Below are 20,154 nucleotides of genomic sequence, written 5' to 3' on the forward strand. Positions count from 1 at the left end.
CGTTCACCGGGGCGGCCGCAGAGCCTGCGCCGCGGGCGTGGGGGTGAAGGCGTCCAGGAACCGGCCCCGGAAGGCGTCCATGGGCCACACGGGTGCCGACGGGCTCGGCAGCAGTCCGTCCTGCCACTGCCAGGCCGCGATGCTGTCGAGCACGTCGGGGTCCGAGGCCACGACGGAGATCGGCACGTGCCGGGCGGCGTCGGCACCGCTGACCACCGCCGTGGGCTGGTGGTCGCCGAGCAGGACCAGGACCAGGTCGTCGTCCGGCAGGTCGGCGACCCAGGAGATCAGCGCCTCGAGGGAGTACTCGATGGACTGCCCGTAGAGCCGCCGGACGGTGTCGGCGTCGCGGAAGGCCTCGTCCGGCGACATGCCCTGCGCGGGCATGGGGTCGAACACGGAGCCGTCGCCGAGCTGCTCCGGGGGCACCATGGTCGGCAGCGGCGTCCACGGGTGGTGCGAGGAGACGAGGTCGATCTCGGCCATCACGGGGGCGTGCCCCGGGGTGAGCTCCAGCCGCTGGAAGGCCGCCAGGGTGAACTGGTCGGGCATCGCGGCCCAGCTGAACGCCGGTCCCTGGTAGCCGAGGCCGTACCGGTCGTAGAGCTGGTCGAAGTGGTAGAACGACGTCCCCTCCGGCCACGGTCGGTCGTTGGCCGGGTTGACGCCGACGGTGCGCCAGCCCGCGTCGCCGAAGGCGCGGGCGAGGGTGACCCGGTCGCTGGCCATGAGCTGGTCGTAGCGGGGCTGGTTGTCGATCCACAGTCCCGACTGCAGGGTCGCGTGGGCGAGCCAGCTCATGCCGCCGAAGGTGGGGGAGTCGAGGAAGGCGCTGCGCGCCCCCAGCCCGGCCCGGGCCAGCCGGGCGGTGCCCTCGCGCAGCACGGCGGTGACGCCCGGAGCGATGTCGGGGTCCTGGACGGCGACCTGTCCGTAGCTCTCGACGAAGACGACGAGGACGTCCTTGCCACGCAGACCGGCCAGCGGGTCCGGCTGCTCGGCCAGCGGGTCGGGGGAGCGGCTGGCCTCCTCGAAGCGCTGCTGGTCGGCGAGGGTCGCCTGCACCTCCCGCCCGTGGGCGAGCACCAGTCCGGCGGTGCCCGCCGAGGCGACGGGTCCGGCCGGGGCGAGCTGCAGCGACAGCGCGGCACAGACGGCCCACACCACGCCCAGGGCGGCGATCCCGCGCGCCGAGCGGTGCCGGTGCCGGGCGGTGACGCCGGTGAGCCGGATGGTCGACGCGGTGACGACGGCCAGCAACAGCGCCAGGGCGAGCCCGGCCAGGACGAGGACGACGTCGGTCGCGGCGTCGCCGATCGAGTCGCGCGCCACGTCGATCGCCGGGCCGAAGGAGCCCCAGTCGAACACCGGGTTGAACGGCCGTCCGAGCTGCGCGGTGAAGCCGGCGTCCAGGAGCTTGACGACGGTGAGCAGGCTCAAGGTGGCGCCCGCCGCGACGGCCAGCACCCGACGGGGCCGGGGCGGCAGCGCCAGCCCGGCGAGGACCAGGACCAGCCCCTCCAACGGGATGCGGGCGAACGCGGCCGGGGTGAGCTGGTCGAGCCGGGGCGGGAGGACGAGGACGGTCCAGACGACCGCCCCGGCGGCCACCGCGGTGGAGACGCGCAGCGCCCTCCGGGTGCGCGGACCGGCGCCGGTGCGGTACAGCCAGACGAGGCTGTGGCCGAACGACTCGGCCAGCAGCAGCAGCGCGGCGCCGACGGCGACCAGGCCGGCGAGGCGGGGGAGCACGCCGGAGACCGCGACGGTGAGGACGACGCCCTGGACGGCGGCGACCACCTTGCCCCAGTAGCGGGGCGGCAGCGGCGCGGCCAGCCACGGCACCGCCCACCCCGCGACCAGCAGGGCGTACCGGGCGGCGCCGATGGCCAGCACCCAGCCGCCGTAGTCCCGGGCCACCGCGACGCTCAGGACGAGGATGAGGTAGGCGTCGACCTCCGCGTCGAAGCGGGCCCCGAACGGGGTGGCCGTCCCGGTGCGGCGGGCCACCTGCCCGTCGACGGTGTCGAGGAGGAGCGCGACGGAGGCGAGGACGACCACGGCGGGGAGCGCCGGCGGGCGGTCCGGGGAGTCGGCGACGAGCGCCGCGACCCCGGCGGTCAGCAGCGCCCGCGTCAGGGTGACCCGGTCCGCCGGGAGGATCCGCTCGCCGGTCCGGGACCGCCCCGCGGCCAGCAGCGCGGTGGCCGCCCAGCCCGACGCCAGTCCGACGCCCCACCCGAGGGCGTCGAGCCCGGTGGTCAGGGCGAGGACGCCGAGGAGGGCGGGCGTGGCGAGGGTGCCGAGGACCACGTCCAGCCGAACCGAGCGCACGGCACCTCCGTAGCGATCCGCTGCCACTGTCCGGGATCACGGATGGGCGGGACCGGCGGTTCACATCGGCCGGAACGAGCCGCCCCCCCCCGGCCGGCTACCCGGGTGACCTGCCCGCGACGTCCAGCTGGTGGGCGAGGTACACCAGTTCTCCGCCGGCGAGCTGCCCCCGGCGCACGGCGAGCCAGTCGGCGAGACCGGCCGGTGCCGCCGGGCCGGCCAGGGCCTCCTCGACCGTCGAGAGGATCGTCTCCAGGAAGTACGCCTCGTCGCCGGGGTAGGTGCCGTCGGGCCCGGCCATGACGACCCAGTCGGAGGACCCCGCCGACCGGGCGGGCACGCCGGCGGCACGCAGGTGGCCGAACAGGTGGCGACCCGTCCGGCTCTCCCCGGCGGCCCGGCCGTGGCGGACGCGGTCGTCCATGCTGCGGTGGTAGGCGCCCAGGACGTCGTCGTCGTGCGGGTGGTCGGGCTGGAAGACGCTCTCGCCGTCGAAGTTGACGGTGAACCAGTAGACGCCGCCCGGGACCAGCAGCCGCAGCAGTCCCGGCAGGACGGTCGGCACGTCCACCAGGTCCAGGAAGGCGTTGGCGACCAGCAGGTCGGCCGGTTCCCCGCAGCCGGACTCCAGGTAGCTCCCGAGCTCGGCCTCGACCAGCCGCACCCGCAGCTCGCCGAGGCGGACGCCGTCGGGCAGCGGCCGGGCCGGCAGGCCGCGGGCGTCCGCCCACTCGCAGAGCCACGCGCGGGAGTCGTGCAGCAGCCGGCGGTCGACGTCGAGCAGGATGTACTCGCCGGCGGTGACGACCTGCCACTCGAGCAGCCGGGCCACCATCGTGCCCAGCCCGGCGCCGATCTCCAGGACCCGCCCGGCACCCGGCGGCATCAGGCGGCGCAGGTCGGCCAGCACCTGGCGGTTGAGGGCCCGGTCGTCGACGCTCTTCTTCGCGGCCAGGTAGCGGGTGTAGGGGTAGCTCACCGCTTCACCGCCACCAGCGCGAACTTCCGCACCCGTCCGCTGCCCAGCCAGTCGGCCCACAGCTCGTGGGCGGCGATCAGCTCGGTCAGGGCCAGCGGTCCGATCTGGCCGGCGATGCCCCTGGCGTCGGCCCGGTAGCGGTGCAGCAGCGCCGTCGCCGTCGCGTGGTGGGCGGCGCTCCACTCCTCCGACCACGTGACGGTCAACCCGGCCTCGCCGAGCAGTTCGGTGAGCTCCGCGAGCTCCACCAGCCACACCGTGTCGGCATCGGGCATCTGCCTGCGCTCGCCCGGCGTGAGCGGCCGGCCCTCCTCGAGGGTGAGGGCGAAGCGGCCGCCGGGTGCCAGGACGCCGGCGACGTCGGCCAGGAGGGCCCGCTTGTCGGGGAAGGCCAGCATCGTCTCCAGGAGGAGGACGACGTCGAAGCGGCCGTCCGGCACCGGCGGCAGCTCCGCCTGCTCGAAGCGGCACGGCAGGTCGCCGGCCAGGCGCCGGGCCAGCTCCACCGCGCTCGCGGAGCTGTCCAGGCCCAGGTACCGGCAGCCCAGCTCGGCCACGAGCAGCCGGCCCGGACCGGCCGTGCCGCAGCACAGGTCGAGGACCGACACGCCCGGACCGATGCCCGCGCGGGCCGCCAGCCGACGGATCTCGGTGGCCCGCAGGAAGCTCTCCTGGCCCACGTACTCGCCCGCGGGGTAGGCGGTCTCCCGCGCCCGCTGCAGCCCCGCGAGGAACGGGGCGCGCTGGTCCTGTCTCACCGTCGTGACCCCCCGGTCGCCCGCGGCACCGGGCGCGGGCGGGCTCGCGGGCGCTGCGGCACCCGGCGCCGGCCCGCGGCGCGCGCGCCGACGTGCCGGACGGGATCGGGGTGCATCGCGCCTCCGTGATGGCCTGTGCCCTGGTACACGGATCGGCGGCCGCGGCGGTTCAGCCGGAGACCGATCCGGCGGCGGGTTGCGTCCCGGCGGGCGCACGCGTCGCTCGCCCGGCGGTGCCGTGCAGGGCACCGCCGGGCGTGCCAACCTGGGGCATGCAGGTGCTCGCCGCGGCCCAGACCGGCAACCCGGCGGCCGGGCTGGGGCTCGCGGCGGCCGCGGCCGCGCTGTTCGCGCTGGGCGCGGTGCTGCAGCACGAGGCGGCCGAGCTCAGCACGACGACGCGAGGACTCAGCCTGCGCCGCCTGATGCGGCGGCGCCGGTGGATGGTGGGCCAGGCCGCCACCATGCTCGGGACCGCGACGCACGTCGCCGCCCTCGCGGTCGCGCCGGTCGCGGTCGTCCAGCCGGCGCTCGCCGTCACCCTGGTCCTGGGGCTGGGGCTGCGCGCCATCCGCACCAGGCAGGCACCCCTGCGACTCGAGCTCGTGGGCGCCGCGCTCACCACCGTCGGGCTGGCGGTGTTCCTCGTCGCGGCCCGACCGGCCGCGGCTCCGGAACAGCCCCCGCCGTCCCTGGTCGAGATGCTCGTCGCGGTCGGCGTCTCCGTCGCCCTGGTCGCCGGCGCCACCCTGTTCGGGCGCGGGCGGCACGGCGCGCTGGCGTGCGGGAGCGCCGCCGGTATCGCGGCGGGGATCGCCGCCGTCCTCATCTCCGTCGGCATCCGCAGCCTGCGCGAGGGGGGCTGGGTGCACGCCCTGGCCGGGGTCGCGGTCTGGGGGGCGGTCATCGTGGCGGTGGTCGCGATCCTGGCCGGTCAGCAGGCGTACGCGCGCGGGTCGCTCGCCTGGTCCCTGCCCGCCCTGATCCTGCTCGACCCGCTGTCCGCGGTGCCGGCGGCCCGGTTCCTGCTCGGGGAACGGCTGGAGCCCGGGCACGCCGCCATCTGGCTGCCCGCCGCAGCGGTCGCTGCCGTCGGCGTCGTCGTGCTCGCGCGATCGGGCCAGCCGCACCCCCACGAACGGGCGCCGACGCCGGTGGCCTGACCCGCGGCACTGCCGTCGCGTGCGGCCGCCGGCGCCGTCGCCCGGGGCTCCCGGACGTCATCCCGGTTGGCAGCCGCTCAGCCGGCCGCGCCGGGCGGGGCCCCGGCGTCGTCGCCCGGTGCCGCCTCCTCGTCGCTCCCGGCGCGGACCGCGCCGGGCGACGGGAGCCGGCGGGTCCGGGCCGCCGCCGCGTCGGCCACCGCCCGGTCCCGCGCCTCCTCGGCCCGCAGCCGGTCCGCCCGGCTCTCCTCGGCCCGGCGCTCGGCACGCTCGGCGCGCGCCTCCTGCGCGCTCGCGTGCTCGGTGGCGGCATCCGCCCGGGCCACCGCCGCCGCGACGCGGCCCTCCGCGGCGGCGGTCTCCAGCCGGAGGGCCGCCTCCGCCTGCTCGGCACGGCTGACCGCCCGCGCCGCGTCGATCCGGGCGCGTCCGGTCTCGGTCCGGGCCTCGCGTTCGGCCTCCAGCGCCCGGTCCCGCGCCGCCTCCGCGGACTCCGCCCGCTCCCGGGCCGCCGCGGCGTCGGCGAGGGCGCGGTCCCGCGCCTCGTCCGAGCGGGCGGCCTGCGCGCGGGCCGACTCCGCGTCGCGCACGGCCGCCTCCCACTGCCGCTCGGCGTCCTGGCGCCCCGCCTCGGCCGTGCGCGCGGCCGTGTCCGCCAGCTCCGCGTCGGCGCGCGCCTGCCGGGCTGCCCCGTGCGCGGCCTCGGCGGACTCCCGGGCGGTGGCGGCCTGGTCCTGGGCCGCCGCTGCCGCGTCCCGGGCGCCGGCGGCGTCGGCCTCCGCCCGGGCCGCGACCTCGAGAGCCGCCCGCGTCGCCCGCTCGGCGACCGCCCGCAGTCGTTCCGCGTGCGATGCCCGCTGCACGGCCTCGGCGACCTCCCGGCGTGCGTCGGTGCGGATCGCCGCCCGCTCCGCCTCGAGCACCTCCGCGTCGGCGGCGCTGGTCAGCACCTCGCGGGCCCGGCTCACCTGGCTCTCGATACCGGCCAGGGTGGCGCGGAGCCGGTCGGCGATCTCGGTCAGCGTGCCGGCGGCCTCCCGGCCCGGCGGTGGAGCGGCGTCCTCCGTCGCGGCGGACGCCGGGGTGGTCGCCCCCGCCCGTCGGACGGCGAAGGCGGTCGAGCGGTTGTGGTCGGGCTGCGAGCAGTAGGCGGACCGCCCGCCGGTGGGCGGCGGCGGAGCCACGGGCCGGTCACAGCCGGGGAAGGTGCACGTGCCCGTCGCCGCCGTCATGGCGCCCAGTCTGCGGTCGTCCGTCATTTGATGCCATTGCGACGGACGAACGGACGACCGGCACTCCGCCGTGACGCGCCGGGAATGGCGGCCGAGCACTCCATAATCACCTGTTATGGAGTCCTCCCTGTCGACGTCCGCGCCGACCTCCGACGCCCCCCGAGGCGGCACCCTGGTGACGACCGCGGCCGTCGCCGCCGACGGCGGCCTGGTGCTCCCCGGGGACGTCGCGTCGGTGGGGCGCTACCTCAGCGCGGCCAAGGCCGAGTCCACGAGGCGCGCCTACGAGGCGGACTTCCGCGCCTGGTCGGCCTGGGCCCGGCAGCGCGGCGCCACCCCGCTGCCCGCGGCCGACGCCGCGGTGGCCGCCTACCTCGCGGCGCTGAGCGACGCCGGGGCGAGCCCCCGCACCGTCGCCCGGCGGCTGTCGGGCATCGCGTACGCCCACCGGGAGGCCGGGCACCCCAGTCCCTCCGAGCACCCCGGGACCCGCGCGGTCCTGCGGGGCATCCGGCGCACGGCCGCCCGCAGTGGCCGTCGTCCCCGGCAGGCCCGGGCGGTCGACACCCAGACCATCCGGGCGCTCGTCGAGGACCTCCCGGCCGGAGCGGCCGGCGACCGCGACCGGGCTCTCATCCTCGTGTCGTTCGCCCTCGGGCTGCGGGCCTCGGACGCCTGCGGGCTGGACGTGGCCGACCTGGTCGCGGCCGGCCACGGCGGCCTCGACGTGACCATCCGCTGGTCGAAGACCGACCAGGAGGGTGCCGGGGAGGTGCTCGCCCTGGCGCCGGGGGTGCGGGCGCCGACCTGCCCGGTGCGCGCCCTGCAGGCCTGGATCGACGCGGCCGGCCTGCGCGGCGGCAGCGGGCCGCTGTTCCGCAGCGTCGGCCGGGGCGCCCGGCCGGCCATCGGCCGGACCCGGATGGCGAGGTCGTCGGTGCGGCTGATCCTGCGTCGCGCCGCCGAACGGGCCGGCGTCCCATTGGACGGGCTGAGCCCGCACAGCCTGCGCCGGTCCTTCGCGACCGAGGGCTACCGGGCCGGTGTCAGCGAGCGGGAGCTGGCCCGCACGGGCCGGTGGGCGTCGGTGACCACCATGCGGGGCTACGACGCCAGCAGCCGCTGGGCGGATCCGGCATCCGCCCGGCTCGGGCTCTGAGCCGGCCGCGGAGCGGATCCTCCGATGTCAGCGGCGGGGGAAGAGCGGGCGGAGGGCGAGCGGGGGCCGGAACGGGGCCCAGCTCCCTTCCGCCGTCCCCAGCCGGTCGGCGAGCAGCCACAGCACCGCCGGGTTGACGGCGAGGCCGAGGTGACTGCCGCGGACCTCCACGTTCTCCCGCCGTGCGCGGAGCTCGTACCGGCACGTGGACCAGTGCACGATGCCGTCGCCCCGCGTGTAGACCGACGTCGCGGGCACGCGCAGGGAACCGCGCTCGGCCCACGGCCGGGGCAGCGACGCCGTTCCGGGCAGGCGGCCGCCCCCGTCGACGATCCGCGAGGCGGTGCGGACCCAGGGCGCCCATCGCCCGACCGGCGTGCCCAGCGTGACGAGCGCGCGGACGCTGCCCGGCGCGGCCCGGGCCAGTTCCTGCGCGTAGAGGCCGCCCAGGCTCCAGCCGACGAGGCTGACCCGCCGTCCGGTGCTCCGGTGCATTCGCTCGAGGTGGGCGCGCAGCGCGTCGACGACGCGGCTCGTCGGGCCCCGGTTGAGGCCCAGCTCCCACCCGGAGACGTCGTGGCCGAGCGCGCGCAGCGCGGTCCGGAGCACCAGCGTGGCGGGGTCACCGGTCAGCAGACCCGGCAGCACCAGCACCGGGTGGCCGTCCCCGCGGCGGGCCGTCGCGAGCACCGGCCAGGCAGCGGCGAGCGCCGCGACGTCCAGTCCCGCCCGCGGCGGCTCGGTGAGGAGCGCGGCCCGCGAGGGGCGTCGCTGGGTGGCAGGCACCCGGACAGCATCCCTGGCGCCGGACCGCCCCCGGCGGGGGGTCGTCGCGGGGCACCGCGCCGCGCCCGGCGGGATCTGTCTTGACCCTGACACCGTGTGAACGTGTTCCCTGGAGGTGGAGGAGGTCCCCATGCCCACACCCACCGGAGCGGACGTCCGCACGCGGCTGCGCAGCGCGTTGAGCTCGCCGGTCCCGTCGGCACGGCTGCAGGCCGTGCTCGCGGCCGGCACCCACCCCGACCCCGGCCAGGTCGACGCCCTCGTCGAGCGGTGCGCGGTCGAACCGGACTTCTACGTCCGCGACGTGCTCACCTGGTCGCTGACCAGGCATCCCGCGTCCGCCACCGTCCCGCGCCTGCTCGAGGAGACGAGGGCGGCGGGGCGCCAGGCACGGAGCCAGGCGCTGCACACCCTCTCGAAGGTCGGCGACCCCCGGGGCTGGACGGCGGTCACGCGGGACCTGCTGCACGACGCCGACGACGAGGTCGCCCGCAGCGCGTGGCGCGCCGCCGTGGTGCTCGTCCCGGACGGCAGCGAGGCCGAGCTCGCCGCGGCGCTCGCGACCCAGCTCGGGCGGGGTGGCCGCGACGTCCAGCTGAGCCTCAGCCGGGCCCTGGCCGCCCTCGGGGACGCGGCGGGGCCGGTGCTGACCGACGCCGCCCGGGACGGCGACGCCGCGGTGCGGGCCCATGCGATCGCGACCGAGCGCCTGGTCCGCGACCCGGACGAGGGCTTCGACGCGGCGATCGCCGAGGCGCGGCGCGTGCTCGCCCTGCAGGGCGCCCCGACCCTGCCCGCGGGTCGTGCTGATCGGTGAGGTGTCGCGACGTGCGGGCATCAGCGCCCGGATGTTGCGCCACTACGACGCCGTCGGGCTCGTCTCACCGACCGGTCGCACCGACGGCGGCTACCGCGACTACTCGCCCGCCGACATCCGGCGGCTCTTCCACGTGGAGGCCCTCAGGTCGCTCGGGTTGTCGCTGCGCGATCTCCGGCGCGCCCTGGACGAGCCGGACGCCACGCCGGCGGATCTCGTGGGCGACCTCATCGCCAGCACGCAGGAACGCATCGCCCGCGACGAGGAACTGCTCCGGCGGCTGCGCCACGTGCACGACGGCGGACCCACGGAGTGGACCGAGGTGCTGCGCATCGTCGCGTTGATGCGCGGTCTGGAGTCCGACGACGCGTCCAGACGTCAGCGGAGCGCGCTCGCCGCGGGCGACGACACGACCACGCCCGGTCGGCTGCTCGCCGAGACGGTGCTCGGGGAGGCCGATCCGCACGTGGCCGGGGCGCTCCGCTGGGCGCTGCAGCGCTCGGCCGAGGGGGCGCTGCACGTCCTGGGTCCCGCGCTCGACTCCCCGGAGGCGCAGACGCGACGGCGGGCCGTGACCGCGATCGCCGAGCTGGACGGCGACGAGGCCGCCACGCTGCTCACCGGCGCGCTGGACCATCCCGACCCCGCCGTCCGCGGGCCAGCCGCGCTCGCGCTGGGAGCCCGCGGCGACGCCCGCGCCGTCCCCGTGCTCGTCGGCCTGGTCGTCGCCGGCGTCCACGACGTGGAGGCGGCCGAGACGCTCGGCCGGCTGGCCCGCGAGCGCGGCACCGTCGACCGGATCGCCGACCTGCTCGCGGACGAGCTCGGCCGCCGGGGGACGGAGTCCGACGCCCGGCTGCGACTGGTGCAGTCCCTCGCCGAGATCCCCGGCTCCGCCGCCGACCGGGCACTGCAGGCACTCACCGGAGACCCCGACCGTCGGGTCGCCCTGACCGCGGCCGCCATCCGGGAGACGCGCGCGGCACGGCACGCGGGCGGGGTCAGCGGGCCGGCACGCCCTCCAGGGCGGCGGTGACCGCTGCCTCGACGTGCAGCCGCGTGGTCGGGAAGACCGGGACGGGACTGTCCTCGGCGCCGACGAGCAGCTCGATCTCGGTGCAGCCGAGGACCACGCCCTGCGCCCCGGCGTCGACGAGCCGCTCGATGACCCGCCGGTAGGCGTCGCGGGACTCGGGCCGGACCACGCCGAGGCACAGTTCGTCGTAGATGACCCGGTGGACCTCGGCGCGGTCCGCCGCCCCGGGCACCAGCACCCGGAGACCGTGCCCGGCCAGCCGGTCCCGGTAGAAGTCCTGCTCCATCGTGAAGGCGGTGCCCAGGAGCCCGATCGTGGACAGTCCCGCCGACCGCACGGCGGTGGCCGTCGCGTCGGCCAGGTGCAGCAGCGGGATGGCCACCGCTGCCTGCACCTGGTCGGCCACGCGGTGCATGGTGTTGGTGCAGAGCACCAGGAGCTCCGCGCCGGCCGCCTCCAGCCGGGTCGCCTCCTCGGCCAGGAGCCGCCCGGCGCGCTCCCACTCGCCGGCGACCTGCAGGCGTTCGACCTCCGCGAAGTCCACGGAGGCGAGGAGCAGGCGGGCGGAGTGCAGTCCGCCGAGCCGCTCCCGGACCAGCACGTTGGCCAGCCGGTAGTACTCGGCGGTGGACTCCCAGCTCATCCCGCCGAGCATGCCGACGACCCGCTGCCGTACCGCCGGAGTGTCTCCGTCCGAGCCCGGTGGGAAGGCGTCCGGGTCCGGCGGTGGTGCGGTCGACGGCGCAGGCGACATGACGGTGACTTCCTCCTCGGGACGGTGGGCAGGCCTCGGGACCCGGCGTCATCGTCGGTCAGGGCGGCGTCCGGCGGAACCACCTCCCTGTCCACGACCGGCCGCAGCGCCCGCGCTCGCCCCGGGCGAGTGGCTCGCGCGCCGCGCTCGGGGACCGTCCCAGGCGGCCCCGCAGCCGGGGGACGTCGTGAGGCGGGTGGGGCTCCTGGGACGAGACGGTCGTCGTCGCCGGCTTGAGCTGGAGACCACCGGCCTGCGGACGAAGGTGGAACCGGGGGCCGAGCAGGCCGTCGTCCGGTTGGTCGCCGTTGCCTGTCGAGGAGTGCCTGATGCCGCCGAGCTCGTCCGCCCAGTCCCCCGGAGAGCTGCTCGAGCTGCACACGATCGTCGACGCCATCCGCAGCTCCCAGGCGGTCATCGAGTTCGGCGTCGACGGCACGGTGCTGACCGCCAACCAGCGGTTCCTGGACGCCATGGGCTACGCCCTGGCGGAGGTGCAGGGCCGGCACCACCGGATGTTCTGCGAGCCGGCGCTGACCGACAGCGCCGCGTACGCGGAGTTCTGGGAGCACCTGGCCGCCGGCATCTCCCAGACCGACGTGGTGGTGAAGCGGCTGGCCAAGGGCGGCCGCGAGGTGTGGCTGCGGGCCTCCTACATCCCCATCGCGGACCCGTCCGGCCGGCCGGTGAAGGTGCTCGCGCTGGCCATCGACATCACCGAGGGCAAGGTGGCCGCGCTCGAGCGGGAGGGCCAGGCGGTGGCGCTGGACCGCTCCCAGGCGGTGATCGAGTTCGCCGTCGACGGCACGATCCTCACCGCGAACCGGAACTTCCTGGACGCGATGGGCTACACCCTGGCCGAGGTCAAGGGCAAGCACCACCGGGTGTTCTGCGAGCCGGCACTGGCCGCCAGCGACGAGTACGCCCAGTTCTGGCGGCGGCTGGCCAACGGCGAGTTCGAGGGCGGGGTGTACCGGCGCCTGGCCAAGGGTGGCCGGGAGGTGTGGCTGCAGGCCACCTACAACCCCGTCCTCGACGAGGACGGCCGGCCGCTGAAGGTCGTCAAGCTGGCGTCCGACATCACCGTCGCCCGGCGCGCCGACACCGAGTCCCGGGGCAAGGTCGCCGCCATCGACCGCGCCCAGGCGGTCATCGAGTTCAAGCTCGACGGCACGGTCCTGACCGCCAACCAGAACTTCTGCGACACCATGGGCTACGCCCTGCACGAGATCCAGGGCAAGCACCACCGGGTCTTCTGCGAGCCCTCGCTGGCCAGCAGCGAGGAGTACGCGGAGTTCTGGGCCCGGATGGGCGCCGGCGGCTACGAGGCCGGCGAGTTCAAGCGGATCGCCAAGGACGGGCGCGAGATCTGGCTGCAGGCCACCTACAACCCGATCCTCGACGAGGACGGCCGGCCGCTGAAGGTCGTCAAGTTCGCCAGCGACATCACCGAGGCCAAGTTCGCCGGCGCGGAGGCCCGGGGCAAGGTCGCCGCCATCGACCGTGCGCAGGCGGTCGTCGAGTTCGACCTGAGCGGCCGCGTCCTGACCGCCAACCAGAACTTCTGCGACACGATGGGCTACTCGGTCGCCGAGCTCCGCGGCAAGCACCACCGCATGTTCTGCGACGCCGCCTACGCCGCGTCCGAGGAGTACGGGGAACTGTGGCGCCGGCTGGGGCAGGGCGAGTACCAGGCGGGGGAGTTCAAGCGCCGGGACCGGGACGGGCGCGAGGTGTGGCTGCAGGCCACCTACAACCCGATCCTCGACGACTCCGGGCGGGTGGTGAAGATCGTGAAGTTCGCCTCCGACGTCACCGCGACCAAGCGCCAGCACAACGAGTTCACGGGCAAGGTCGCCGCGATGGACCGCGCGCAGGCGGTCATCGAGTTCGACCTGGACGGCACCGTGCTCTCCGCGAACGCCAACTTCCTGGACGCGATGGGCTACACCCTCGCCGAGATCAAGGGCCTGCACCACCGGATCTTCTGCGACCCCGCGTACGCCGCCAGCGGCGAGTACCGGGACTTCTGGGAGAAGCTCGGCACCGGCGACTTCCACAGTGGCGAGTACCGGCGCCTGGCCAAGGGCGGCAAGGAGGTCTGGATCCAGGCCACCTACAACCCGATCCTCGACGAGTCCGGCAAGCCGTTCAAGGTGGTCAAGTTCGCCGTCGACGTCACGGCGAGCAAACTGAGGTCGGCCGAGGTCGAAGCGCGGATCGACGCCGTGGACCGGGCCCAGGCGGTCATCGAGTTCGACCTCGACGGCAACGTCCTGACGGCCAACGACAACTTCCTGCGGACCCTCGGGTACTCGTTGCGGGAGATCCTCGGGCACCACCACAGCGAGTTCTGCGACACCGAGTACATCCGCTCGCCCGAGTACCGGGACTTCTGGCTCCGGCTCGGCAAGGGCGAGGTCCTCGCCGGTCGCTTCCACCGCAAGGGCAAGTACGGCCGGGACGTCCACATCCAGGCCACCTACAACCCGGTCTTCGACCTGTCCGGTCAGCCGTTCAAGGTCGTCAAGTTCGCCTACGACGTCACCGCCGAGGTGGAGCGGGAGACGCGCATCGCCGCCGCCACCCGCGCCATGACCGAGTCCGTGAGCGACCTGGCCGTCTCCATCGAGGACATCGCCCGCAGCTCCCGGACCGCGACCGGGCTGGCGGGGGAGACGCAGGACAACGCCCAGCAGGGCGTCGAGGCCTTGCGCGCGTCGCTGGAGGCCATCGCCCTGATCCAGAAGTCGTCCAACTCCATCACCGAGATCGTCCGGGTGATGGGCGAGATCGCCAACCAGACCAACCTGCTGGCGTTCAACGCCTCCATCGAGGCCGCCCGCGCCGGCGAGCACGGCGTCGGCTTCTCGATCGTCGCCGGCGAGGTGCGCAAGCTCGCCGAGCGGTCCTTCGAGGCCTCCCAGCAGATCGGTCGGCTGATCGAGGAGTCCGCCGAGCGGGTCGCCCAGGGCTCGGAGGTCTCCAAGCGCGCCGAGGCCGCCTTCGAGCGGATCGTCGACAGCGTCACCCGCACCAACGACACCATCCGCAGCATCTCCGCCTCCACGCAGCAGCAGCAGTCCGCCTCGCGCGAGGTCGATGAGCTCATCACCCAGCTGGCCTCGGCCGACCGGACGTGACCCCCTCCGACGACCGGCTCCCGCACCCGGTGGCGGGCGCGGCCGGCGAGCCCACCGCGGAGGTCGTGTACGGCCTGCTCCGCATGGCCGACATGGACGTGGCCCTGCCGCTGTCCGCGCTCCGCGAGGTGGTGCCCTGCCCGTCGGCACTGGCCGGCCTGCCCGCGGCTGCTCCCGGCCTGCTGGGGGCGGTGGAGCTGCGCCGGCTGGTCCTGCCCGTGCTCGACCTGGCGGCGGTCCTCGGCCGTCCGGTCCCGCGGCGCCCGGACCAGGTCGTGGTCGTCGCCGCCTCCGGCGGCCAGGTGCTCGGTCTGCTCGCCGACGAGGTCCGCGGCATCAGCCAGCTCCCCGCGGACGCGCTGGTCGCCGCCCGCACCGAGGGCGGCGGTCTGCTGTTCTGCGCCACCTTCCGGCACCCCGAGACGGGGCAGGCGTACAGCGTGCTCGACGCCGCGGCGATCCTGGCGCTGCCGGGTGTGCCCACGGTCACCGACGTGACCCGTGCCGCCACCGCCGACGGCGGGGCCGAGACCCGCGGCGCCCACCGGACGCTGACCGTGCTGCGCTGCGGGCCCTACCGGTTCGCCGTGGACGCCGCCCACGTGCACACCACGCTGCCCACGCCCGACCTGCGCCCGTCGGTGCTGACCGGGCAGCTGTGCCGGGGGGTGATCGCGTTCTCCGACCGTGAGGTGCCGGTCGTCGACCCGCTCGCCCTGCTCGGCCTGGGCGAGCTGGCCGGCGACGAGACCGGCGCCGGACTCGTGCTGGACCCCGGCTCCGGCTACGTGGTGCTCGCGCTCAGCGAGCTGCTCGACCTGGTCCACGTGCCCGAGGAGGACGTGCTCCCCGTCCCGCCGTTCGCCATGCCCCGGTCGGACCTGCTGGCCGGCATGGTCACCGTCGACGGCCTGGGCGACTGCCTGGTCCTCGACGGTGCGGCGCTGCTGGCCGATCCCGACCTGAGCGGTTTCGCCTCGGTGAACACCGCCCTGGAGGCACTGCCGGCACACCGGGACGGGGCCGCCGCCACCGCTGCGGTGGTGACCGGCGAGGCGCCGTCCTACCTGACCTTCTCCGTCGGCGTGGACGTCGCCACCCCGCTGGACCAGGTCGCCGAGATCCTGCCCTTCCCGCAGACCCTGACCGCGACCGCCGTGGGCGGACTGCTCGGCCTGATCAGCCATCGCCGCGCCGCCGTCCCGGTGCTCTGCCTGGCCACGTTGCTCGGCCGGGCCGGGCGACCGGTGGGTGCGACCACCTGCCTGCTGCTGGTCGACGTCGACGGCGATCCGGTCGCCTTCGCCGTCGACGCCCTGCACACCATCGCCCCCCGGACCTGGACCGACAGCGAGCAGACGGTGCGCGGACCGGAGGCCGACCGTGGCGCCACGCTGCGCTCGGCGCCGCTCGTGCGCATCGGGGAGGACGGCCGGCTGCTCCCCGACCTCGACCTCCGCGCCGTCGCCCGACGACTCCAGCACCGGCACCGGTCCGCGGAGCCCGCGCGGGAGCCGGGGACGTCCGCGCCGGTGCCCGCGCCCCGCTGACCGGTCGCCGGCGCGCCGACGGTGCCGGTCGCAGGTCTGCCTGCCCGGCGCCGTCGCCCGTCCCATCGGCGCGGCCGCCCGCGCGACCACCCGCTGGACGCCGTTCGGCGCGGCCGATGAGTTCGGCGGCCTCCGGAGGTCCTCGAGTCGTCGGCGGAACCGGCGGGGAGCGGCCATGGGACAGGGACTGAGCACGGGCGGGCTGGAGCGGTTCGCCGCGGTCGCGGCGTCGCACGTCGGCGATGACCGGGTGCCCGGACTCGTCGCGCTGGTCGCGCGCGGCGAGGAGGTGCACGTGACGGCACTCGGGAGACTCGCCGTCGGCGGCCGGCCGGTCGAGCGGGGCTCGCTGTTCCGGATCGCGTCGACGACGAAGCCGATCACGGCGGCCGCGACGCTGGCCCTGGTCCGCGAGGGCCTGCTCGACCTGGACGAGCCGGTGGACCGGCTGCTGCCTGAGCTCGCTGACCGCCGGGTGCTGCGCCGGATGGACGGCCCGCTCGACGACACGCTGCCCGCGGCGGGACCGGTGACGGTCCGGGGGTTGCTGACGTTCACGTTCGGGTTCGGGATGGCGATGGAGATGTTCACGGCAGCCGAGCCGTGGCCGGTCGTCGCGGCGGCGGCAGAGGCGGGGCTCGCCACGATCGGCCCGCCGCAGCCGGACGACGTCGTCGAGCCCGACACCTGGATCGCCCGGTTCGGGGAGCTGCCCCTGCTGGCGCAGCCCGGTGAGCGGTGGCTGTACAACACCGGCGCGCACGTGCTGAGCGTGCTCTGCGCCCGGGCCGCCGGGACGTCCTACGACGAGGTGCTGCGGACCCGGGTCCTCGAGCCGCTCGGCATGCGGGACACGGCCTTCTCCGCCGAGGACGTCGAGAGGTTGGCGACGGCGTACCAGCCGACCCCCGACGGACTCGTCGTCTGGGACCGGCCGGACGGGCAGTGGAGCCGGCCGCCGGTGTTCCCCGACGGGGCCGCCGGGCTGGTGTCGACGGTGGACGACCTGCTGGCGTTCGCGCGGATGCTGCTGCGCGGCGGTGCTCCGGTGCTGACCGCGGACCAGGTGCGCGCGATGGGGCGCGACCACCTGACCGCCGGGCAGCGCGAGGCGGGTGCGGCGATCCTGGGTGGGCGCGGATGGGGCCTGGGGACGTCGGTGGTGCGGGCCGGACCATGGGCCGGCGCGACGGGCTGGGACGGGGGACTCGGCACGTCGTTCCTCGTGCACCCGGAGCACGACCTGGCCGTGATCGTGCTGACCCAGCGGCTGTTCGACACCGCGCAGGCGCCGGCCGTGCACACGGAGTTGCAGACGGCCGCCCTCGCCGCCTGCCGATGACTGACGGCACGGGCTGGCCCGGCGCACCGTCCGCCCGGCGCCGGCCGGTGCGTCGGCCCGGTCCGGCCTGACCGACGAACCGGCGCTGCGTCGGCCGACCGCCAGCGCGCTCGACCTGACCACGAGGCGGTCGCCCGGCACGCCGACGTCCTGCGCGAGTCCATCGACGGCCAGGAGACGATGGGCTGACCGCATCCGCGCGTGGGGGAGGCCGCGCGGCGTCGTCGGCTCCTCAGGACCGCACGCGGTAGGTCACGTGCACGACCGAGGTCGCTGCCCGGGCGGTCACCTGATCGAGCCGCAGCGGAGGGACCCCCTCGAACAGCCGCACGCCGGCGCCCAGCGTGAGCGGCACGACGTGCAGCCGCAGCTCGTCCACGAGGCCGGCGGCGAGGTACTGGTTGATCGTGTGCGCACCCCCGTGGACGGAGACGTCACCGTCGCCGGCCGCCGCACGAGCCCGGGCCAGGGCCGCCTCGATCCCGTCGGTGACGAAGTGGTAGGTGGTGCCGCCCGCCATGGGCTGTGGCTCGCGGGCGTGGTGCGTGAGCACGAAGACCGGGGCATGGAACGGCGGGTCGTCGCCCCACCAGCCGTTCCAGGGCCGGTCCCACGCGCCCCGGACCGGGCCGAACATGTTGCGGCCCATGACGACGGCAGTGGCGGCGTTGATCTGGTCGACCTCGGCCCGGTTCTCCTCGCCGTCGTCGAACATCCAGGAGTGCAGCGTCCCGCCCCAGCCGTCGCCGCCGTCGTCGCCGAACGGACGCTCCTCGGTCTGGTCGAGCCCCGCGGAGTACCCGTCGGCGGTGATCGTCTGGTTGACGACCACCCTGCCGGTCCGTGTGGTCACTGCCCCGTTCCTCCTCTCGGTGCTGTGCGGGTGGACGCCGCGTGGGTGACCTGGCGGGGCGAGGAGGTGGTCTCCCCCTGGGAGTCCGCCTCCCGGCCCCGTGGTCCGTCCCACTGCCGTACGCCTCGGGCGACGGCTCTCTCGCCGGAGCCGGCGCCGGAGCCTGAGCCGGAGCCGTCGAGCGTGACGGGGACGTCGTGGACTCGAGCCGGTGACATGGTGGCGCCTCCTGATGGCGGTGGTCGCGTCGTCTGCTGTTCGTGAGGGGGACGGGGGCGGGCGCTGGACCCGAGACGGAGACTGCGCCGGCGGCCCGCAGTCATCGGCCGGGTCGAGCGGGCCGGCGGGCCCGACCGGCTCGGCAGGTCGGCATGGCGGTGGTCGGCACGCCTGCGTCACCGGAACTGCTCGCCCCGGAGGATCTGCCCCTCCAGCGCCTGCGCGAGCTCGGCCGCGGCGCCGAACTCGCCCGCTGGGTCGCGATGGGCGTGGTCACCTGCCTGCAGCCCCGGCAACCGGGCGCAGAGGAGCCGGGATCGGCGGGACGACGCGGCTCTCGACCACGTCGCGGCGGACGTCGTCCAGCACGCGGCGGGGCCCCAGGGGCGGGAGGGCCTCCGGCGGACCCCCTGGCCCGGGGACTCCTCACGACGTCGGCCGGCCGTTGTCCCGGAGCGCGGCCAGGGCCCGGAGGGTGGCCATCCCGCGCCACTCGAGGGCCTGGGCGGGACACCACGGGAGGTAGTCGACGGTCCAGCCGCCGTCTGGTTGCTGGTCGGCGTCCAGCCGGTCGAGGTCGGACCGGATCTGGTCCTCGGTGAACAGGGTGCGGCTCCGGGACCCGGGGTGGGGCGAGAGCTCCACCGGGGTGATCCTCTCGTTCTCGGTGCCGCCGGGGACCGCGACCCGGCCGTGGCGGTCGAGCGCGGGCCGCAGTCCGTCGAGGGCTGCCGCGGCACGGGCCGGGTCGGGGACGGCGTCGAGGAAGTCGATCGCGAACGCCACGGTGTACCCGCCGACGTCCCGGTCGGTCTCGAGCTGCTGCCAGCACCACCCGGTGGCCCGGTCCAGCCACTCCGTGCCCGCTCCCGCTCGCCAGAGTGCGGCGGCCAGCGCGTAGGTGAGGAAGCCGCTGCCGGTGGACGGCTCCATCCACGGCGCCCGGGGGTACCCGGCGGCCGAGGGCAGCACGGTCGTCACCCCACCGTCGGGCTCGGCGACCGCCGCCACCCAGTCGGCGGCGTCCGCCACCATCGGGTCGTCGGCCGCGCCCGCCTCGAGGAGCACCTCCAGGGCCTGGAGGGTCGCGGCGGGCTGGCTGCCGGGGCAGCGCACGTCGGGCTCGAGCGCGTGGCCGAACCCGCCGTCGGGATTGCGGTAGGCGCGGAGCGCGGTCAGGAGCGGCTCGACGGGGGCACCGTCGAACACGGTGGCCAGACGATGGCGGTCGATCAGCCGGCCGTTGGCGTGGACGAACTGTCGTGCGGCTCCGATGTCGATGGTCATGCCGCGGACGCTAGGCAGCGGTGAGCGTGGCGTCTTCCAGGAATCGGACAGGGGTGCTGCCGGTCAGGCGGTGCACCTCCTCGGTCATGTGCGCCTGACTCGCGTATCCGGCCAGAGCGGCGCGGACGGCCAGCTCCTGGCCCGGCAGGGCGATCAGCCGACGCAGCCGGGCCACGCGCGCCAGCATCTTCGGTCCGTACCCGATCGCCACGAGCGTGCGTCGCCGGAGCTGGCGTTCGCTCACCCCGAGGTCGGCCGCGACGTCGGCGACGCGGGCCGAGGGCCGGGAGAGCGCAGCTGCGGCCGCGACCACGAGCCGGTCGGGGACCCCGTGCCGGCCCCGCACCTGCCGCGTGAGGAGACCGAGCCGGCGAGCCGGGGTGGCCTCGGCCATCACCCCCGCGAACGCCTCCGCGTCGGCACCCCACGGCTCGGAGAGGTCCACCGTCGTGTCCCGCACCTCGGACGCGGGCAGGCCGAGCACACTGCCCGCGGCACCGGGCCGGAGCCGGATCCCGGTCACCGTGGACCCCACAGGGGCCACGGTGTGCGGGCCGGTGTCGGCACCGACGACCTTCAGGCCGCGCTCACCGAACCAGACCAGGTCGACGCACCCGTCCGGGACGACGAGCTGCGGGTGGTGGCGGACGTGGTCGTTCTCCCACAGGCAGGCGACCACGTCCCGCAGGCCCGTGGGTGGGGCGTGTTCGCGGTAGGACCCGAGCACCGCGTCACGATAGTC

General features: G+C 75.9%; 16 protein-coding genes. 7 read left to right on the top strand and 9 right to left on the bottom strand.

Annotated elements, in window-relative coordinates:
- Nucleotides 1-3 precede the first annotated feature (3 nt).
- The 3 genes from GCU56_RS01460 to GCU56_RS01470 form a co-directional block, all read right to left on the bottom strand.
- Nucleotides 4-2,334, bottom strand: coding sequence for a CDP-alcohol phosphatidyltransferase family protein (locus tag GCU56_RS01460; RefSeq protein ID WP_163479719.1), 2,331 nt, complete (start codon nucleotides 2,332-2,334; stop codon nucleotides 4-6).
- A gap of 97 nt (nucleotides 2,335-2,431) precedes the next feature.
- Nucleotides 2,432-3,313: a class I SAM-dependent methyltransferase gene (locus GCU56_RS01465; protein ID WP_163479720.1), complete on the bottom strand. Its 882-nt coding sequence runs from the start codon at nucleotides 3,311-3,313 to the stop codon at nucleotides 2,432-2,434.
- Entirely contained in the window at nucleotides 3,310-4,071 is a 762-nt protein-coding gene (locus tag GCU56_RS01470; RefSeq protein ID WP_204331252.1) for a methyltransferase domain-containing protein, read from the bottom strand. The genes GCU56_RS01465 and GCU56_RS01470 overlap by 4 nt, the downstream gene beginning before the upstream one ends.
- Nucleotides 4,072-4,328: 257 nt before the next feature.
- Between GCU56_RS01470 and GCU56_RS01475 the strand changes: the two genes are divergently transcribed.
- A complete protein-coding gene (locus GCU56_RS01475) occupies nucleotides 4,329-5,234 on the top strand; it encodes a DMT family transporter (protein ID WP_163479721.1) in 906 nt (301 codons plus the stop codon).
- 77 nt (nucleotides 5,235-5,311) lie between these two features.
- Here the strand turns inward: GCU56_RS01475 and GCU56_RS01480 are convergent, their stop codons facing one another.
- Nucleotides 5,312-6,466, bottom strand: a complete 1,155-nt coding sequence (locus GCU56_RS01480) for a hypothetical protein (protein WP_163479722.1) — start codon at nucleotides 6,464-6,466, stop codon at nucleotides 5,312-5,314.
- Between the two features lie 115 nt (nucleotides 6,467-6,581).
- On the opposite strand from GCU56_RS01480, the gene GCU56_RS01485 reads away from it, so the two are divergent.
- Nucleotides 6,582-7,625 (top strand): site-specific integrase, encoded by a 1,044-nt coding sequence (locus GCU56_RS01485; RefSeq protein ID WP_163479723.1) that lies wholly within the window; start codon nucleotides 6,582-6,584, stop codon nucleotides 7,623-7,625.
- 27 nt (nucleotides 7,626-7,652) lie between these two features.
- On the opposite strand, the gene GCU56_RS01490 is transcribed toward GCU56_RS01485, so the two are convergent.
- On the bottom strand, nucleotides 7,653-8,411 hold the full coding sequence (locus GCU56_RS01490; RefSeq protein WP_163479724.1) for an esterase/lipase family protein: 759 nt from the start codon (nucleotides 8,409-8,411) through the stop codon (nucleotides 7,653-7,655).
- A 130-nt stretch (nucleotides 8,412-8,541) separates the two neighbouring features.
- Here GCU56_RS01490 and GCU56_RS01495 point away from each other — a divergent pair, with 130 nt between their 5' ends.
- Complete coding sequence (locus GCU56_RS01495; RefSeq protein WP_163479725.1) at nucleotides 8,542-9,228, top strand: HEAT repeat domain-containing protein; 687 nt, start codon at nucleotides 8,542-8,544, stop codon at nucleotides 9,226-9,228.
- 1 nt (nucleotide 9,229) lies between these two features.
- Complete coding sequence (locus tag GCU56_RS01500) at nucleotides 9,230-10,264, top strand: MerR family transcriptional regulator (RefSeq protein ID WP_204331307.1); 1,035 nt, start codon at nucleotides 9,230-9,232, stop codon at nucleotides 10,262-10,264.
- On the opposite strand, the gene GCU56_RS01505 is transcribed toward GCU56_RS01500, so the two are convergent.
- On the bottom strand, nucleotides 10,230-10,907 hold the full coding sequence (locus GCU56_RS01505; RefSeq protein WP_239521575.1) for an aspartate/glutamate racemase family protein: 678 nt from the start codon (nucleotides 10,905-10,907) through the stop codon (nucleotides 10,230-10,232). The genes GCU56_RS01500 and GCU56_RS01505 overlap by 35 nt on opposite strands.
- 440 nt (nucleotides 10,908-11,347) lie before the next feature.
- Between GCU56_RS01505 and GCU56_RS01510 the strand changes: the two genes are divergently transcribed.
- The 3 genes from GCU56_RS01510 to GCU56_RS01520 all read left to right on the top strand — a co-directional run bounded on the left by GCU56_RS01510 (nucleotide 11,348) and on the right by GCU56_RS01520 (nucleotide 17,053).
- Nucleotides 11,348-14,161, top strand: a complete 2,814-nt coding sequence (locus tag GCU56_RS01510; RefSeq protein WP_163479728.1) for a methyl-accepting chemotaxis protein — start codon at nucleotides 11,348-11,350, stop codon at nucleotides 14,159-14,161.
- Complete coding sequence (locus GCU56_RS01515) at nucleotides 14,158-15,711, top strand: chemotaxis protein CheW (protein WP_345771572.1); 1,554 nt, start codon at nucleotides 14,158-14,160, stop codon at nucleotides 15,709-15,711. Before GCU56_RS01510 ends, GCU56_RS01515 begins: the two co-directional genes overlap by 4 nt.
- Before the next feature lie 175 nt (nucleotides 15,712-15,886).
- Entirely contained in the window at nucleotides 15,887-17,053 is a 1,167-nt protein-coding gene (locus GCU56_RS01520) for a serine hydrolase domain-containing protein (RefSeq protein ID WP_163479729.1), read from the top strand.
- 232 nt (nucleotides 17,054-17,285) lie between these two features.
- Here the strand turns inward: GCU56_RS01520 and GCU56_RS01525 are convergent, their stop codons facing one another.
- The 3 genes from GCU56_RS01525 to GCU56_RS01535 all read right to left on the bottom strand — a co-directional run bounded on the left by GCU56_RS01525 (nucleotide 17,286) and on the right by GCU56_RS01535 (nucleotide 20,139).
- Complete coding sequence (locus GCU56_RS01525) at nucleotides 17,286-17,906, bottom strand: dihydrofolate reductase family protein (protein WP_163479730.1); 621 nt, start codon at nucleotides 17,904-17,906, stop codon at nucleotides 17,286-17,288.
- A gap of 645 nt (nucleotides 17,907-18,551) precedes the next feature.
- On the bottom strand, nucleotides 18,552-19,412 hold the full coding sequence (locus GCU56_RS01530; RefSeq protein WP_163479731.1) for a hypothetical protein: 861 nt from the start codon (nucleotides 19,410-19,412) through the stop codon (nucleotides 18,552-18,554).
- 10 nt (nucleotides 19,413-19,422) lie between these two features.
- A complete protein-coding gene (locus tag GCU56_RS01535; protein ID WP_163479732.1) occupies nucleotides 19,423-20,139 on the bottom strand; it encodes a DUF6597 domain-containing transcriptional factor in 717 nt (238 codons plus the stop codon).
- Nucleotides 20,140-20,154 lie beyond the last annotated feature (15 nt).

The organism is Geodermatophilus sabuli (genome assembly GCF_010686765.1).
Lineage (GTDB): Bacteria > Actinomycetota > Actinomycetes > Mycobacteriales > Geodermatophilaceae > Geodermatophilus > Geodermatophilus sabuli_A.

Coding starts and splice junctions, on each gene's coding strand:
- GCU56_RS01480 (WP_163479722.1), bottom strand. CDS start 6,466: ATGACGGCGGCGACGGGCACGTGCACCTTCCCCGGCTGTGACCGGCCC.
- GCU56_RS01485 (WP_163479723.1), top strand. CDS start 6,582: ATGGAGTCCTCCCTGTCGACGTCCGCGCCGACCTCCGACGCCCCCCGA.
- GCU56_RS01495 (WP_163479725.1), top strand. CDS start 8,542: ATGCCCACACCCACCGGAGCGGACGTCCGCACGCGGCTGCGCAGCGCG.
- GCU56_RS01505 (WP_239521575.1), bottom strand. CDS start 10,907: ATGAGCTGGGAGTCCACCGCCGAGTACTACCGGCTGGCCAACGTGCTG.
- GCU56_RS01510 (WP_163479728.1), top strand. CDS start 11,348: ATGCCGCCGAGCTCGTCCGCCCAGTCCCCCGGAGAGCTGCTCGAGCTG.
- GCU56_RS01520 (WP_163479729.1), top strand. CDS start 15,887: ATGGGACAGGGACTGAGCACGGGCGGGCTGGAGCGGTTCGCCGCGGTC.
- GCU56_RS01530 (WP_163479731.1), bottom strand. CDS start 19,412: ATGACCATCGACATCGGAGCCGCACGACAGTTCGTCCACGCCAACGGC.